Origin of the sequence: Micromonospora inyonensis (assembly GCF_900091415.1) — a bacterium.
GTDB lineage: Bacteria > Actinomycetota > Actinomycetes > Mycobacteriales > Micromonosporaceae > Micromonospora > Micromonospora inyonensis.
Map to the genome: position 1 here is coordinate 2,445,195 of NZ_FMHU01000001.1, position 14,925 is coordinate 2,460,119.

General features: G+C 70.1%; 16 protein-coding genes. 9 read left to right on the plus strand and 7 right to left on the minus strand.

The window, feature by feature from the left end; all coding sequences use genetic code 11:
• Positions 1 to 9 precede the first annotated feature (9 nt).
• The 6 genes from GA0074694_RS33620 (at position 10) to GA0074694_RS11045 (ending at position 4,381) form a co-directional block, all read left to right on the plus strand.
• Positions 10 to 141 (plus strand): hypothetical protein, encoded by a 132-nt coding sequence (locus GA0074694_RS33620; RefSeq protein ID WP_281189877.1) that lies wholly within the window; start codon positions 10 to 12, stop codon positions 139 to 141.
• Positions 138 to 1,151 carry a potassium channel family protein gene (locus GA0074694_RS11025; RefSeq protein WP_091456535.1) on the plus strand — a complete coding sequence of 338 codons (1,014 nt, stop codon included), beginning with the start codon at positions 138 to 140 and terminating at the stop codon, positions 1,149 to 1,151. Before GA0074694_RS33620 ends, GA0074694_RS11025 begins: the two co-directional genes overlap by 4 nt.
• Before the next feature lie 334 nt (positions 1,152 to 1,485).
• Entirely contained in the window at positions 1,486 to 1,920 is a 435-nt protein-coding gene (locus GA0074694_RS11030; protein ID WP_091456538.1) for a trypsin-like serine protease, read from the plus strand.
• A 46-nt stretch (positions 1,921 to 1,966) separates the two neighbouring features.
• The gene (locus GA0074694_RS11035; RefSeq protein WP_091458880.1) at positions 1,967 to 2,263 is read left to right on the plus strand and encodes a transposase; all 297 of its coding nucleotides are present in this window, start codon (positions 1,967 to 1,969) and stop codon (positions 2,261 to 2,263) included.
• Positions 2,260 to 3,150, plus strand: coding sequence for an IS3 family transposase (locus GA0074694_RS11040; protein ID WP_091455425.1), 891 nt, complete (start codon positions 2,260 to 2,262; stop codon positions 3,148 to 3,150). The genes GA0074694_RS11035 and GA0074694_RS11040 overlap by 4 nt, the downstream gene beginning before the upstream one ends.
• A 61-nt stretch (positions 3,151 to 3,211) precedes the next feature.
• A complete protein-coding gene (locus tag GA0074694_RS11045) occupies positions 3,212 to 4,381 on the plus strand; it encodes a trypsin-like serine protease (protein ID WP_091456542.1) in 1,170 nt (389 codons plus the stop codon).
• 81 nt (positions 4,382 to 4,462) lie between these two features.
• Here the strand turns inward: GA0074694_RS11045 and GA0074694_RS11050 are convergent, their stop codons facing one another.
• The 3 genes from GA0074694_RS11050 to GA0074694_RS11060 all read right to left on the minus strand — a co-directional run bounded on the left by GA0074694_RS11050 (position 4,463) and on the right by GA0074694_RS11060 (position 9,013).
• On the minus strand, positions 4,463 to 5,497 hold the full coding sequence (locus tag GA0074694_RS11050; RefSeq protein ID WP_091456544.1) for a 2-oxoacid:ferredoxin oxidoreductase subunit beta: 1,035 nt from the start codon (positions 5,495 to 5,497) through the stop codon (positions 4,463 to 4,465).
• Entirely contained in the window at positions 5,490 to 7,337 is a 1,848-nt protein-coding gene (locus GA0074694_RS11055) for a 2-oxoacid:acceptor oxidoreductase subunit alpha (RefSeq protein ID WP_091456547.1), read from the minus strand. Before GA0074694_RS11055 ends, GA0074694_RS11050 begins: the two co-directional genes overlap by 8 nt.
• Positions 7,338 to 7,633: 296 nt before the next feature.
• Positions 7,634 to 9,013 (minus strand): hypothetical protein, encoded by a 1,380-nt coding sequence (locus GA0074694_RS11060; RefSeq protein WP_245714645.1) that lies wholly within the window; start codon positions 9,011 to 9,013, stop codon positions 7,634 to 7,636.
• 174 nt (positions 9,014 to 9,187) lie between these two features.
• On the opposite strand from GA0074694_RS11060, the gene ndhC reads away from it, so the two are divergent.
• On the plus strand, positions 9,188 to 9,565 hold the full coding sequence (gene ndhC / locus GA0074694_RS11065; protein ID WP_091456552.1) for an NADH-quinone oxidoreductase subunit A: 378 nt from the start codon (positions 9,188 to 9,190) through the stop codon (positions 9,563 to 9,565).
• A gap of 65 nt (positions 9,566 to 9,630) precedes the next feature.
• On the opposite strand, the gene folP is transcribed toward ndhC, so the two are convergent.
• Positions 9,631 to 10,500 carry a dihydropteroate synthase gene (gene folP / locus GA0074694_RS11070; RefSeq protein WP_091456556.1) on the minus strand — a complete coding sequence of 290 codons (870 nt, stop codon included), beginning with the start codon at positions 10,498 to 10,500 and terminating at the stop codon, positions 9,631 to 9,633.
• 151 nt (positions 10,501 to 10,651) lie between these two features.
• On the opposite strand from folP, the gene GA0074694_RS11075 reads away from it, so the two are divergent.
• Both GA0074694_RS11075 and GA0074694_RS11080 read left to right on the plus strand, forming a co-directional pair.
• Complete coding sequence (locus GA0074694_RS11075; RefSeq protein ID WP_091456559.1) at positions 10,652 to 11,314, plus strand: DivIVA domain-containing protein; 663 nt, start codon at positions 10,652 to 10,654, stop codon at positions 11,312 to 11,314.
• Positions 11,311 to 11,808 carry an SRPBCC family protein gene (locus tag GA0074694_RS11080; RefSeq protein ID WP_091456562.1) on the plus strand — a complete coding sequence of 166 codons (498 nt, stop codon included), beginning with the start codon at positions 11,311 to 11,313 and terminating at the stop codon, positions 11,806 to 11,808. The genes GA0074694_RS11075 and GA0074694_RS11080 overlap by 4 nt, the downstream gene beginning before the upstream one ends.
• Positions 11,809 to 11,826: 18 nt before the next feature.
• Here the strand turns inward: GA0074694_RS11080 and GA0074694_RS11085 are convergent, their stop codons facing one another.
• The 3 genes from GA0074694_RS11085 to GA0074694_RS11095 are packed head-to-tail and all read right to left on the minus strand — an operon-like array spanning position 11,827 to position 14,594.
• On the minus strand, positions 11,827 to 13,314 hold the full coding sequence (locus GA0074694_RS11085) for a UbiD family decarboxylase (RefSeq protein ID WP_091456566.1): 1,488 nt from the start codon (positions 13,312 to 13,314) through the stop codon (positions 11,827 to 11,829).
• A 60-nt stretch (positions 13,315 to 13,374) separates the two neighbouring features.
• A complete protein-coding gene (locus GA0074694_RS11090) occupies positions 13,375 to 14,106 on the minus strand; it encodes an HAD family hydrolase (protein WP_176737867.1) in 732 nt (243 codons plus the stop codon).
• Positions 14,107 to 14,165: 59 nt separating this feature from the next.
• Positions 14,166 to 14,594, minus strand: coding sequence for a PPOX class F420-dependent oxidoreductase (locus GA0074694_RS11095; protein ID WP_218105666.1), 429 nt, complete (start codon positions 14,592 to 14,594; stop codon positions 14,166 to 14,168).
• Positions 14,595 to 14,925 lie beyond the last annotated feature (331 nt).

The window sequence follows — 14,925 nt, forward strand, 5'->3', positions numbered from 1 at the left end:
CCGGTTGCGGTGGCCCCTGGGCGGACCGTGGGCACCACGGGGGAGAACCTGGCGGTGGCCACCTCGGCGGCCGACCTGCGGCGTACCGGCTATGTTGTGCACGTGCAGGCGGCAGCGGAGGCGGGGCGGGCCCGACGGTGATTCACTTTCCCGCGCAGCGGCGAGGGCCGCTCAGTGCGCTCAGCCTGCGGCTGGCCGCCGCCGTCGCCCTGGTCTTCGCCGTGGTCGGCGCGGTCTACCTGGACCGCGACGGCTACCGCGACGTCAACGAGGACGGCCTGACCCTCCTCGACTGTTTCTACTACGCGGTGGTCTCGCTCTCCACCACCGGCTACGGCGACATCACGCCGGCCTCGGACTCGGCCCGGCTGATCAATGTCCTCTTCGTCACGCCGGCCCGGGTGATCTTCCTGATCATCCTGGTCGGCACCACCCTGGAAGTCCTGACCGAGCAGTACCGGACCGGCCGTCGGCTGAGCCGGTGGGGGAGAACCGTGAAGGATCACGTCATCATCTGCGGCTACGGCACCAAGGGCCGCAGCGCGATCTCCGCCCTGATGGAGAACGGTTTGGACAAGTCCAGGATCGTCGTGGTGGAGCGCAGCGGCGCGGCGATCCGACAGGCCACCTCGGCCGGGCTGGTCGCCATCGAGGGGTCCGCCACCCGGTCGGCGGTGCTCAACGAGGCGCACGTCCGGTCGGCCAAGGCGGTGATCATCGCGACCGACAGCGACGACGCGTCCGTGCTGGTGGCGTTGACCGTCCGTCAGCTCACCGCCGGGCAGGTCCGGATCATCGCCGCGGTCCGGGAGGCCGAGAACGCCCCGCTGCTCAAGCAGAGCGGCGCGCACCACGTGATCGTCTCCTCCGCCACCGCCGGCCGGCTGCTCGGCCTCTCCACCTCCGCGCCACCCCTGATCGACGTGGTCGAGGACCTGCTCACCCCCGGTCAGGGCATGGCGCTCGCCATGCGTTCGGCGGAACGCGCCGAGGTGGGACGCTCGCCCCGGGAGCTGGAGTCGCTGGTCATCGCGCTGGTCCGCCGGGGCAAGGTGGTCACCCTCTCCGACCAGGCCGGCGCCCTCATCGAGACCGGCGACATGCTGGTGTACGTCCGCGACGACCGTCCTCAGGCGACCGTCGCACCCTGACCGGTCCCGGGCCCGGAGGGTGTGTCCCCCGGTCAGACCCTTGGGTTGATCGCAGAATTACCTTTACGGTTCTTTCTCCCCGCTGGGATGCTTGCTACGGTTCGACGGCTTGGAATCGCCAACGGGTGTGACAATCGACCGCAGTCGACGCACCATCACTGGCTCAGGCGACGGGGGCAATATCTTTCGCGCGGGGCTCTTCGGGCTCGGGCGTCGATCGCCGTCTCCCCGTCCGGTCGGGCATTGCAGCTGAGCTGTTCCAAGTGCCTCGTAATCGAACGACGGGAAACCATCAGTGGCTGAAGTGGCAACATCCGCAGGAGTCAGACGGCGGTTGTCGGCCGGCATCGTCGCGGGCCTGGCCCTCGCCGGGGTCGTGGCTGTCGCGCCCGCGACCGTCGCGCAGGCCGCCCCCGCCGGGAACGGCGTGTACGACGCGGCGGGCGGGTCCGGGAAGAGAAGCCTGGACATGCTGCCGAACCTGCGAAAGGGCGAGCTGAAGCTCCCCGAGCCGGGCGCCAAGGGACCCCGGTTCCAGTCCGGCAGCGCGGCGTCACCCCGCATCGTGAAGGGGGAACTCGCCAGTGCCTCGGAGTTCCCGTACATCGTCGGGATCGTCACCACCCTCCAGGTCGACGGTGAGTCCTACTGGTACTACTGCACCGGCACGATCATCGCCGGCAACAAGGTGCTGACGGCCGCGCACTGCGTCACCGACGGGCCGGGCACCACCCGGGTCATCGCCGGTAACGACCAGATCTTCGACTGAGGTTCCCCCGATAGCGTGGAGGCCGGACCTAAGGGGATAGATGGTCATGGCTGAAACGAGGAGACGGTTCGACCGGGAGTTCCGTGAGGGCGCCGTGCGGATCGTGCGGGAGACGGGTAAGCCGATCGCGCAGGTCGCTCGGGATCTGGGTATCAACAACGGCACTTTGGCGAACTGGGTGGCGCAGGAGCGTCGGGCTCGGGGCGAGGCCGCCGCGGGTGGTCTCGGTGAGGACGAACGCGCCGAGCTGGCCAGGCTGCGTAAGGAAAACGCTGAGCTGGCGATGGAGCGTGATGTCCTCAAGCGATCCGTGGTCCTGTGGGTCAAGGAGGCGACGAAGTGACCGTGGCCCGCTTCGTCGCCGCCCAGAGGACCGAGCATGCCGTGCCGCACGCGGTGACCTGCCGGGCGCTGGGGCTGTCGCAGTCGTGGTTCTACAAGTGGCGTGACCGGCGACCCACCGCACGGCAGGCCCGCCGCGATGCCCTCGACGAGGCGATCCGGGCAGCGTTCGACGCCTCCGGCGGCACCTACGGCTCCCCGCGGGTGACCCAGGACCTGCACGCCGACGGGTGGCAGGTGTCGGTCAACACCGTCGCGGCCCGCATGGCGCGGCTGGGTCTGGCCGGACGCACCCCGCGCCGCCGACGCGCCCTCACCAAGCAGGGCAAACGGCCGGTGGCACCGGACCGGGTCCGGCGGCAGTTCACCGCCGTCGCACCGGACGTGTTGTGGTGCGGCGACATCACCGAGATCGTTACCGACGAGGGCAAGCTGTACCTGGCCACGGTGATCGATCTGCACTCCCGCCGGCTGCTCGGCTACGCCATGGGCGACCGGCACGACGCCGACCTGACCCAGGCCACCCTGAGCATGGCCGCCGCGACCCGCGGCGGCACCGTGGACGGAGTGATCTTCCACAGCGACCGCGGCAGCGAGTACACCGCCGCCGAATACGCCACCGCCTGCCGCCGGCTGGGTGTCCTGCAATCGATGGGCCGGGTCGGCTGCGCCCTGGACAACGCCGCCGCGGAGGCGTTCAACTCCACCATCAAGGTCGAGTACATCCACCGGCAGCGGTTCCGCACCCGCGCCGAAGCCCGACTCAAGATCGCCACCTGGATCGTCGATTTCTACAACACCCGCCGACGCCACAGCGCCTGCGATGGCATGTCACCCATCGACTACGAACGCTTCATCGCCCAAGCCCGCCTGGCTCAGGCAGCTTAAACAGCCCTCCACGCTTCCAGGGGATTGACAAAACCTGCCCGTCGAGTACACCCCGATCGCGATGGGCAACCAGGGCGACCAGGTGCCGTACGCGGTCGGCACGACCGGGGTGATCGCCGGCTACGGCAAGACGTCGTCCGACGACGCGCTCTCGGACAGCCGGCTGCGCAAGGCCACCGTCCCGATGCGGTCCGACGCCGACTGCAACGTCACGGGCCTCTACTACCCGGCCGAGATGATCTGTGCCGGCACGGGCGGCACCGAGACGAACCTGGGTAGCGACACCTGCAACGGCGACTCCGGCGGACCGCTCGTCGTCGGTGGCAAGCAGGTGGGCGTGACCAGCTGGGGCTTCCGGCCCTGTGGCGTGTACCCCGGCTACTACGTGCGGCTGAACAACTACGTCAACGTGGTGAAGGCGGACTTCACCCGGCCGCCGCTGATCAACGCCGACTGGACCGGTGACGGTCACACCGACCTGATGTCCCGGGACGCCGCCGGCGACCTCTGGCTGCACTACGGCAGCGGCTTCGGCAACAACGGGTACGGGGGCTTCTACATGTCCCGCCCGATCAGCTCGGGCTGGAGCGGCTTCAGCCGCATCTTCCGCGTCTACAACTGGAACGGCGACAACAAGCCGTCCATCTTCGCGATGCGGCCGAACGGTGAGCTGTACCGGTACGACACCGACGGCGCGGGCAAGTTCGTCGGCGGGGCCAAGCTGATCGGCACCGGTTGGCAGAACTTCACCGCCCTGATGGTGACCAACAACTGGGTCGGCAACAACCGGCCGAGCCTGCTGGTCCGCCGGTCCAACGGCGAGTTGGTCCGCTACACCAGCAACGGTGCGGGCGGCTGGGAGAACCCGAGGGGTGTCCTGATCGGCACCGGCTGGAACACCTTCAACCTGTTCCTGACGCCGGGTGCCTGGAAGGGCGACGGGCGTGAGGTGATCATCGGTCGCACCTCGGTCGGTGAGCTGAAGCTGTACCAGTCCGACGGCGCGGGCGGGTGGACCAACCCGAAGGGCGACCTGATCGGCAGCGGCTGGGGCGGCTTCACGAACATCATCACCCCGGGTGACTGGGACGGCGACAACATGGTGGACATGCTGGGTGTCAACAGCCTCCACCAGATGCGGATCTACACGACCAACGGCTACGGCCAGTGGCTCGACGCGAAGGGCAAGACCATCTCCACCGACTGGGACTACTTCAACCTGGTCTTCTGACCGGGCAGGTGGAACGGCCGGGGCCCGCAACCGATCGGTTGCGGGCCCCGGTCCGTGTTCTGCCGCCGGTGGCGGTTCGGGTCAGAGGATCGTCCAGGTGTCCCCGCTGTTGAGGAGACCGGCGAGCTGCTGCTCCGGCGTCTCGGAGACCGCGGCCCTGGCCTCCGCGACCTGCGTCTGCACCACGCTGTCGTAGGTGGGGCGGTTGACCGAGCGGAACACGCCGATCGGGGTGTTGCTCAGGTCCAGCCCGGGCAGCCGGCTCAGCGCGAACGCGTACGCCGGGTCGGCGACGGTGGCGTCGTGCACCAGGATGTGCTCGGCCGGGGTGAGGTCCGTCCTGCGGACCTCCAGGCCGAAGCCGCCCGGCGGGTGCACCACGCAGAACTGGTCGTCCTTGCCGAACATGATCGGCTGCCCGTGCTCCAGCCGGATCAGGAAGTCGTCGCGGGTGTCCGGCTCCTTGAGCGGGTCGAACGCGCCGTCGTTGAAGATGTTGCAGTTCTGGTAGATCTCCACCAGCGCCGAGCCCTGGTGCTCGGCGGCGGCCCGCAACACCGACTGGAGGTGCTTGCGGTCGGAGTCGATGGTGCGGGCGACGAAGGTCGCCTCCGCGCCCAGGGCGAGCGAGATCGGGTTGAACGGCGCGTCCGCCGAGCCCGCCGGGGTCGACTTGGTGACCTTGCCGACCTCGGAGGTGGGCGAGTACTGCCCCTTGGTCAGCCCGTAGATCCGGTTGTTGAAGAGCAGGATCTTGAGGTTGACGTTGCGGCGCAGCGCGTGGATGAGGTGGTTGCCGCCGATGGAGAGGGCGTCACCGTCGCCGGTCACCACCCAGACCGACAGGTCCGGGCGGCTGACCGAGAGCCCGGTGGCGATCGCCGGGGCCCGGCCGTGGATCGAGTGCATCCCGTAGGTGTTCATGTAGTACGGGAAGCGCGAGGAACAGCCGATGCCGGAGACGAAGACGATGTTCTCGCGGGGGATCTTCAGCTCGGGCATGAACTGCTGCACCGCGGCGAGGATCGCGTAGTCACCGCAGCCGGGGCACCAGCGCACCTCCTGGTCGGACTTGAAGTCCTTGGCGGTGAGCTTGAGGGCGACGGGCTCAGACATTCTTCAGGACCTCTTCCAGCATCGTCTCCAGCTCCGCGGCGGTGAACGGCAGGCCCCGGACCTGGTTGTACGCGATCGCGTCGACCAGGTAACGGCCCCGGATCACCTGGGCGAGCTGGCCGAGGTTCATCTCGGGGATGACCACGCGCTCGTAGGAGCGCAGCACCTCACCGAGATTGGCCGGCATCGGGGCGAGGTGCCGCAGGTGCGCCTGCGCGATGGAGTGCCCGCGCTGCCGCAGCCCGCGGCAGGCCGCGCCGATCGGCCCGTACGTCGAGCCCCAGCCGAGCACCAGCACCCGGGCGTCGCCGTCCGGGTCCTCGACCTCGACCTCCGGCACCGGGATGGTCTCGATCCGGGCGGCCCGGGTGCGGACCATGAAGTCGTGGTTGGCCGGGTCGTAGGAGATGTCGCCGGTCTTGTCGGCCTTCTCCAGCCCGCCGATCCGGTGCTCCAGGCCGGGGGTGCCCGGGATGGCCCACGGCCGGGCCATCGTCTCCGGGTCGCGCAGGTACGGCAGGAAGCTCTTGCCGTCCTCGCCGTTGGGCTCGGTGGCGAACTCGACCCGCAGGTCGGGCAGGGAGTCCACCTCCGGCAGCAGCCACGGCTCGGAGCCGTTGGCGACGTAGTTGTCGGAGAGCAGCAGCACCGGGGTGCGGTAGGTCAGCGCGATCCGGGCCGCCTCGATGGCCGCGTGGAAGCAGTCCGCGGGCGACTTCGGGGCGATCACCGCGACCGGGGCCTCGCCGTGCCGGCCGTGGAGGGCCATGTTCAGGTCGGCCTGCTCGGTCTTGGTCGGCATGCCGGTGGAGGGGCCGGCCCGCTGCACGTCGACGATCACCAGGGGCAGCTCCAGCGCCACCGCCAGGGAGATCGTCTCGCTCTTGAGCGCGACGCCCGGGCCGCTGGTGGTGGTGATGCCGAGGGCACCGCCGTACGACGCGCCGAGCGCCGCGCCCACCGCCGCGATCTCGTCCTCGGCCTGCATGGTGGTCACGCCGAAGCGCTTGTGCTTGCTCAGCTCGTGCAGGATGTCCGAGGCCGGGGTGATCGGGTACGCCCCGAGGAAGACCGGCAGCCCGGAGCGGACCCCGGCGGCGACCAGCCCGAGGGAGAGGGCGGCGTTGCCGGTGATGTTGCGGTAGGTGCCGGGGTGCATCTTCGCCGGCTTGACCTCGTAGCGCACCGAGAAGGAGTCGGTGGTCTCGCCGAAGTTCCAGCCGGCCTTGAAGGCGGCGATGTTCGCGGCGACCAGTTCGGGACGCTTGGCGAACTTGCGCTCCAGGAAGCGCAGCGTGGAGTCGTACGGCCGGGAGTACATCCAGGAGAGCAGGCCGAGGGCGAACATGTTCTTGGCCCGCTCGGCGTCCTTCTTCGACACGGCCTGGTCGGCGAGCGCGCCGACCGTCATCGAGGTCAGCGCGACCGGGTGCACCACCCAGCCGGCGAGGGTGTCGTCCTCCAGCGGGTTGGTCTGGTAGCCGACCTTGGCCAGGTTGCGCTTGGTGAACTCGTCGGTGTTGACGATGATGTCCGCGCCCCGGGGCAGGTCGTGCAGGTTGGCCTTGAGGGCGGCCGGGTTCATCGCGACCAGGACGTTCGGCGCGTCACCCGGGGTGAGGATGTCGTAGTCGGCGAAGTGGACCTGGAAGCTGGAGACTCCGGGCAGGGTGCCGGCGGGGGCCCGGATCTCGGCGGGGAAGTTCGGCAACGTGGAGATGTCGTTGCCGAGCTGCGCCGTCTCCGAGGTGAACCGGTCGCCGGTGAGCTGCATGCCGTCGCCGGAGTCACCGGCGAACCGGATCACCACCCGGTCGAGTTGGCGGATCTGCTTGGTCACGCCTGCACCTCGTTTCGCGCGGCCCGGTCGCGCGGGCGGCCGAACCTGATGCTGGCCTCGCCTTGCCCGGCCACCTGACCTCCTTGGACGCACTGCTGGGGCGGGCCCTCCGGACAACCGGCCCGGCCCGCTCCGCTCAACATCTAGGAGCCTACGTCGGGTAGGGGGTCCCATCGGGCCGCAGGTCCGCCGAATGGGACCGTCCTACGCAGTGAATTGTACGGTTTTGTGGCGTTTTAGGACTAGGGCCGTAATCGAAATCACCGGTCGGGGATCCGTCAGTTGATCGATGGAGATCACTTCGGACCGCCTCCGGTGCCGGTCGCTCCGCCCGGCGGTCCGGTCAACCGCCGGCGCAGCGAGGTGGTCGCGAGCGTCAGTGCCAGCACCACCAGAAGACCGGAGACGACGATCAGGATGATCGCGGTCCGCTGCGCCGTACTCAATCCGCCGTCCGGGCCCGAGCCTCTGGTCGAACCGGTGAGGACGCCCTGCGAGCCGGTCGGCTGGGGTGTCCCGGCCACCGGGGTGGCGAGCGCGGCGGCGGCAGTGATCCGGAAGCTCATCTGCACCCGGCGACTCTGGCCGTTGCGCGGGTCGAGCTGGCCGACCACGCCACCGGAGAGTGGTGCCCGCAGCTGCGCCTCCGGCGTCGCGGCCACCGGCAGCCGCAGGACGGCCGTGCGGCCCGCCGGCACCGCACCGACCTCGCAGCGGGTACGCCCGGTGGTCGGCTGGGACACGCAGCCGGCCGGCGGTTCGGGGACGCTCACCCCGTCGGGAAGGACCACCTCGACCAGGCCGGCGGCGTCCACCGTGCCGGTGTTGCCGAGCCGGACCTCCATCGCACTCGGCCCGCCGTCGACGTCGAAGGCCAGCTCGTCGGCCTCCAGCGCGATGCCGGGCACCGGCGGGCCGGGCGGGAAGAGGACCGCGAAGCCCTCGTCGTCGCCTACCGGGGCGGCCTCGCCCGGGGAGGTCGCGGTGACCGTGACCGTGCCGCTGAGCGGCATCCGCCGCCAGGCGTCCCCGCTGACCCGGAGCCGGATGAGGCTGCTGAACCGCGCGCCCGGGGCCGTCGTCCACGCACCGCACCGGTAGTCGCGGTCCCCGGCCGGGGCGCACCCTGGCGTACCGGCGTCGGTGACCCCCGCCGGCAGGGTGTACGCCAGGCCGACCTGGCCGGTCACCCCGCCGGTGTTGGTCACGGTGACCTGGAGGGTGGTCGTGGTGCTCGCGGCGTTCCAGAAGCCGGTGGGCAGGTGGACGTCCCCGGTGGTGACCCGGACACCGAGCCGGCCGGGAGCCGGCTGCCCGGGGGCGGGCGTCGACGGCGGGGACCGGGTCGGCAGCGGCGGCCGGGGCGTCGGGGTCCGGGTGGCGGTGGGCAGCGGCGCGGCCGACGTGACGACTACGGTGGGTAGCGGATCCGGTGCGCCGGTGGTCGGCGGTGGAGGTGTCTCGACCGGCGGCTCGACGGTCGGCGGTGCGGTGGTGGGCACCGGCTCGGTCGGGGTGGGCGGGTCGGTCGGGGGCTCCGGATCGCCGTTCCCCGCCGGATCGGTGGCCGGGGCATTGGCCTGACCGGCGGAGACCGGCGTGGCGGTGGCCAGGCTCGGGGACACCGCCGCCGCGGCGGCCCCGCCGACAGCCAGCGAGACCGACAGCAGGGACACCAGCCATCGGTCGCGGAGGCGCCCAGCCGGGCGTGCGTCGGGGCGCGTCATCTCTCCTCCGGTCACAGCGGATGAGGGTTCATTATTCGGTAACAGTTGTCGTACGACACTGGTCCGCGGGGAAACAGTTGCGTAACGGGTCGGGCCGGTGGTCGGCCGGTAGGCTGTCGGATCGTGGGCGGATACCTGGGCTCGTACGCGACGCTCGGGCTGTTGTTGGCCGCGAGCGTCCTCTTCTTCGTTGTGGCGTTCTCGGCCAACCGGGTGTTACGGCCTGCCCGTCCGGCTGATCCGCCGGGCAAGCGCACCAGCTACGAGTGCGGCCTCGACCCGGTGGGCGGCGACTGGGCCCAGATGCAGATCCGCTACTACGTCTACGCGTACCTGTACGTGCTCTTCGCCGTCGAGGCGGTCTTCCTCTTCCCCTGGGCGGTGGTCTTCGACCGGCCCGGCTTCGGTCTGGTCACCGTCGCCGAGATGGGCGTCTTCGTGGCCGTGCTCGCGCTCGGCATCCTCTACGCCTGGCGGCGGAACATCCTGCGCTGGAGCTGACCGGCGACGGCCGGGGCCGGCACGGGCCGGCGGGGTGCGGTTCAGGCCCGGGGCGGCCCGGGTTCTCAGGCCAGGCCGCGTCGGGTCAGGACGGGCGGGCGGTCCCCCCGGATCGAGGCCACCATGTCCAGCACCCGCCGGGTCTGCCGCACCTGGTGCGCCCGGAACACCCGCGCGCCGAGCCAGGCCGACAGGGCGGTGGCGGCGAGCGTCCCCTCCAGCCGTTCGGACACCGGCAGGTCGAGGGTCTCCCCGACGAAGTCCTTGTTCGACAGGGCGACCAGCAGTGGCCACCCGGTGCCGGCCAGCTCGTCGAGCCGCCGGGTGATCTCCAACGAGTGGCGGGTGTTCTTGCCGAAGTCGTGCGCCGGGTCGATGAGGATCCCGTCGGTGCGCACCCCGAGCCCCACCGCCCGGTCGGCGAGCCCGGTCACCGTGGTCAGCACGTCCGCCACCACGTCGTCGAAAGCCGCCCGGTGCGGCCGGGTCCGTGGCGCCAGCCCGCCGGCGTGCGAGCAGACCAGCCCCGCGCCGGTCTCGGCGGCGACCCGGGCCAGCGCCGGATCCGCGCCGGACCAGGTGTCGTTGAGCAGGTCCGCCCCGGCCGCGACCGCCTCCACCGCCACCTCGGCCCGCCAGGTGTCGATCGAGATGACCACTTCGGGGAAGGCGGCGCGGACGGCGGCGATCGTGTCGACCGTACGGCGGATCTCCTCGGCGACGTCCACCTCGTCGCCGGGGCCGGCCTTCACCCCACCGATGTCGATGATCTCGGCGCCCTCGCCCACGGCCCGCTCCACGGCCCGCAGGGCGCTGTCGGCGGCGTACGTGGCCCCCCGGTCGAAGAACGAGTCCGGCGTGCGGTTGACGATCGCCATCACCACCAGCTCGTCCGGGGTGAACGTACGCGCACCGAGCCGCAGTGTCCTGGCCATGCCGCCTCCCGAACCCCGCCCGTGACCGACTGTCTGCGACGCTAGCCGGTCCGCCCGTGACCGCGTGCCCCCGGCCCGCCGTCCGGGCCGATCGACGGCACGCTGAGGTGCGGGGCTCGCCCGACGGCGATCGTCATGCCACGATCTGTGCATGGGTCAGCTTCTGCTCCTGCTGGTCGTGGCGTTGACCGTCGCGGCGCTGGTGTTCGGTGTGACGGTTCTGGTCACCGGCCGCGATCCGGGCCTGGTCCCGGCCGAACCGGACGGTCGGGGGGTCCCGCTGCCCGGCGGCCGTCCACTCGCCGAGTCCGACATCGGCGCGGTTCGTTTCGACACCGCGCTCCGTGGGTACCGGATGGACCAGGTCGACCAGGCGTTGCGCCGGGCGGCCTACGACATCGGGTACAAGTCCGAGTTGATCGGGGTGCTGGAAGCGGAGGTCGCCGCCTTGCGGGAGGGACGCACGGCCGAGGCCGACGCGCTGCGGCAGGCCCGACTGGCCGCCCTGGCCGCTGCGCCGGCCCCCGTCGCCCACGCCTTCCCCGCCGGTGCCGCGTCGGCCGGTGCGGTGACCCCGGCGGCCGGCGACCCGACCCACCCGACGACCGACGCCGCCCCCACCGGAGAGGCGGACGCCGCCCCCGACGCGGACGCCGCCCCCGACATCGCACCCGAGGCCGTCACCCCCGCTGCCCGGACCACCACCGCCGTCGACAGCGGCGGCACGGCGGAAAGCGGTGGCACGGGCGACGCCGGGGCGGACCGTCGCCCGGCCGGTCAGCCCGACGTCGCCGTACGGTCGGAGTCGGCGTGACCGCACCGGGAGGCTCGGACGAACTGCGGGAGGCGGCCCAGCCCGGCGCCGGTGAGGTCACCGCGACGGTGATCGTCGACGCGCCTGCCGAGCGGGTCTTCTCCGCCTTCACCGCGTGGGAACGGCAGTCGGAGTGGATCCCGTTCACCCGGGTCCGGGTCGTCGAGGGGGACGGCGGTGAGGGCAGCCTGATCGAGGCGGTCACCGCGATCGGCCCCGCGGCGCTCCGCGACGAGATGCGGGTGGTCCGGGTCGACGCGCCGTACGAGGTGGGCGTGGTGCACTGCGGGCGGCTGCTGCGCGGCCCCGGCGTGCTGCGCTGCACCCCGATGCGGGGCGACCGGACCCAGGTGGTGTGGCACGAGTGGTTCCACCTGCCGGGTGGCGCCGCCGGCCGGGTCGCCTGGCCGGTGCTCTGGCCCGGCTCGAAGGTCAGCCTGACCGGGGCCCTGCGGAAGTTCGGCCGCTTCGTCGAGCAGGGCCGCCTGCCCTGACCGACGAGGCGGCGGACGTCAGTCGGTCAACCTCTCCAGCACCCGCCGCTGCAGGTCCGGCGGAAAGTTGACGGAGAAGGCGGTGCTGCGCGGCGCTTTGTCTCCGATGGGCAGTAGGCAGTCCAGCACTTCGACCGGACCGCGTGCCGCGCTACGTTCGGCGTCCGAATAGAACACGACGCCGGCCGGGATCGGCTGGTCCATGACGGCCACCCGGCCAGTGACCGGATGGCACCGGGTGGACCAGGCCCACAGCAGGTCGCGCATGTCGGTGAGGTCGATGTCGTGGTCGACGACCATCAGCCTGCTGATCCACCAACCGGCGTGAGCGGCGTTCGGAGCCTTGCAGACGTCGAGGATGCGCCGCGCGAGGTCGGTCGAGGTCAACCCCGTGCGCTGCGCCCAGTCCGGAGAGACGCGAACGGCCAGCAGGGTGCAGGCGCTTTCTGGGACGACCCAGGCTGACATGACTGGCAGGTCGACGCGACGCAGTTCCTCCAGCAGGACGGCTGCGACCCCGGGGCCACAGATCGTGTGGTCCTCGTCAACCGGTTTGCCCCCGCAGACGACGGGAAGGATCGGCTCCTCCCGGTGAGTGATCGCGGTGACGTGGTAAACGGGGCGCTGTCTGCGAACATTCGGCAGATATCCGTGGTATTCGCCAGTGGGCCCCTCGAGCCATGTCTCGTCGCTGGCCAAATAGCCCTCGATGACCAGCTCGGCATCTGCGGGAACCTCGAGATCCACGGTCTTGCAGCGCACGGTCTTCATCGGCTCGCCGAACAGTCCACCGAGGAAACCTGCTTCGTCCACCCCGTCGGGCAGCGGCATACCGCCGACGAACATCGCGCTTGGCTCGGGGCCCTGAACAAGTGCGAACGGCATCGGCTCACCGCGTTGCTGCCACATCCGACGGATCACGTTGTTGTGCTGGCTGGCACTGACGATGCCGGTCATCCGCTTGCCGTCGATCAGCATCGCCCGGGCGACCGACCAGTTCGTCCATTTTCGGTCCGGGCTGGCGACCACGAAGATGCCGATGGTGTTGATATAAGGGCCGCCGTCTCCGACATGCAGCAGCGGGTTCGGCAGTTTCGTCAGGTCCGCCGCGTCGCCGACCAGCACCTTCTCATGGCACGGCGCGTCGTCCACGACAACCGGTGCGATGGGCTCCCGGTGCATCGCCGCAGCGAGTACTTCGACGATGCGTTCGCCGGGGGTCGTCGGAGGCAGTCCGAGGGCGATCGCTATCCGGGCCATCCGGGTTTCGGCGGAGGAACTGTAAGCGAGGGGCGCCCCCGCCATGCGAAACCCGCTGTGTCCGCGAATGTTGGTGAACAGCGGAACCGGTGCGCACACCTCGCTGCTGTGGCGTGTGACCGCGCCGATTTCGAACGCGGTGTCCACCTCCCACTCGATCTCCCGCAGGTCTCCAAGCTCATCCAGACGGCTCAGGTATTCACGAAAGCTCCTGGGGCGGTCTTTCGGGAATGGGGGCTCATCCATGGGCGGGTTCTCCGATCATCTCAATCTCCGGCAATTGGGCGGAACTGTTCGACAGTGACGTCAAACGGACTGTGGCGTGAGCGGTTCCCGCCACTCCGACCGATCTTGCCGTTGCGGAGCCGTTGCGGCCAGGCCGGGATCCAGCTCCAGCGTCGCCGCAAGCTGCCGGAGGTCGGTCACCCCGCCGCCGCCGGCACCGGACCTGTTGACCCACACGCCGAGGAGACCGGCTGCGTCGGCAGCAGCTGCGTCCCCAAGCCTGTTGTCGCCCACATACGCCGTCACAGCCGGTGGGTACCCCAAGGCCGCGCAGCCGGTGTGGAAGATGCGGGGGTGCGGTTTCGACACGCCCGCCGCGTCCACGCCGACAACACAGTTGAACCGGGAGAGCAGGCCGACCCGCTGGAGCTTGACCCGCGAAAAGGCGGTGTCGCTGTTGCTCACGATCCCCAGGGGCACGTTGCCCAGCGCGGCGAGCCCATCAAGGACATCGGGGAAAAGCCGCAGCGACGCTTCGTAACGCTCGCGATAGCCCAGGAACCAGCGGTACGGATCACCCGTCGAGCGCACCTTCATCCAGGCGATCATGTCCTTCGCGAGCGAGCGCGCCTGCCCCACATAGTCGGTCCGGCCGGCGAGGAAGCGGTTGAAGTGGAACTCCTGCAGCTCCCCGAATCTGGCCGCCGCAACGTCAATATCGATCTCCACCCCGAGGGAGCGGAGGTAGCTGACGATCCCGTCGTGCTCCGCACCTGCGTAGTCGATAAGCGTGTCGTCGACATCAAACAGCACTGCTCTTACCGTGCGCACGAGCCCTCCTCGTGTGGCGACGTTGCCTTGTGGAGTGGATGTCAGGCCCGCGAGAAGGTCTTCGTAGGGGTCACCCGAACCAGGACCCGCGTCTCGTCCGGTTGGGGAACCCAGTGCGTGCCGCGGTAGGCGAGCGACAGTTCGTCGATCAGCTCCATCGCACCCTCAGACGACATCGAGGCGGTGCCGCGTACTTCGATGTAGCTACCCGGGACCTCCGGATCCCACGCAAGAAGGCTGACCCGGGGGTTGATCAGCATGTAGCGGACCTTCAGCCGGTTCGCCGCTGTGGAGAACAGGACCTCGCCATCGTCGAATTTCACCCACAGGGGACTGGACTGCGGCTGTCCGGCCGGACTCACTGTGGCAAGCGACGCGATGACCGGGGCCCGGAACAGGCGTGCCATCTTTTCCAGATGCGAGGGGACTACCGTAAGGCTGTTGTTCTTGAGGCTGCTGGTGACACCCATGAGAAGCTCCTCGTGCCCCTAGGTGCGCGTGGGTGGCAACGTGCCCGTCTGGCCGTCAAGCGCAGTGGGCAGCGACCCGCAGGTCCGGGCAGGCGCCCACGGTCTCGACCATCTGCGCCCAGGTCAGCTCCCGTGCGGCAGCAGAAGCGTGCCTCAAAGTTGTCAGGCTGGCAACATCCACACTCGACAACTCCCATCTGATGGTCGAACCAGGCCGTGGGACCGGGTAGCCCACCGCCTTCTGCGACGGGCATTCCGCCCTAGATCACCATAAACTGTGTTGATATTCCATTTTTCCGACCAGACCGAAGCTTTTATCGAGCAATGGGGC

Coding starts and splice junctions, on each gene's coding strand:
- GA0074694_RS11050 (WP_091456544.1), bottom strand. CDS start 5,497: ATGTCTGAGCCCGTCGCCCTCAAGCTCACCGCCAAGGACTTCAAGTCC.
- GA0074694_RS11075 (WP_091456559.1), top strand. CDS start 10,652: ATGGGTCAGCTTCTGCTCCTGCTGGTCGTGGCGTTGACCGTCGCGGCG.
- GA0074694_RS11095 (WP_218105666.1), bottom strand. CDS start 14,594: ATGGGTGTCACCAGCAGCCTCAAGAACAACAGCCTTACGGTAGTCCCC.
- folP (WP_091456556.1), bottom strand. CDS start 10,500: ATGGCCAGGACACTGCGGCTCGGTGCGCGTACGTTCACCCCGGACGAG.
- GA0074694_RS11045 (WP_091456542.1), top strand. CDS start 3,212: ATGGGCAACCAGGGCGACCAGGTGCCGTACGCGGTCGGCACGACCGGG.
- GA0074694_RS11085 (WP_091456566.1), bottom strand. CDS start 13,314: ATGGATGAGCCCCCATTCCCGAAAGACCGCCCCAGGAGCTTTCGTGAA.
- GA0074694_RS11035 (WP_091458880.1), top strand. CDS start 1,967: ATGGCTGAAACGAGGAGACGGTTCGACCGGGAGTTCCGTGAGGGCGCC.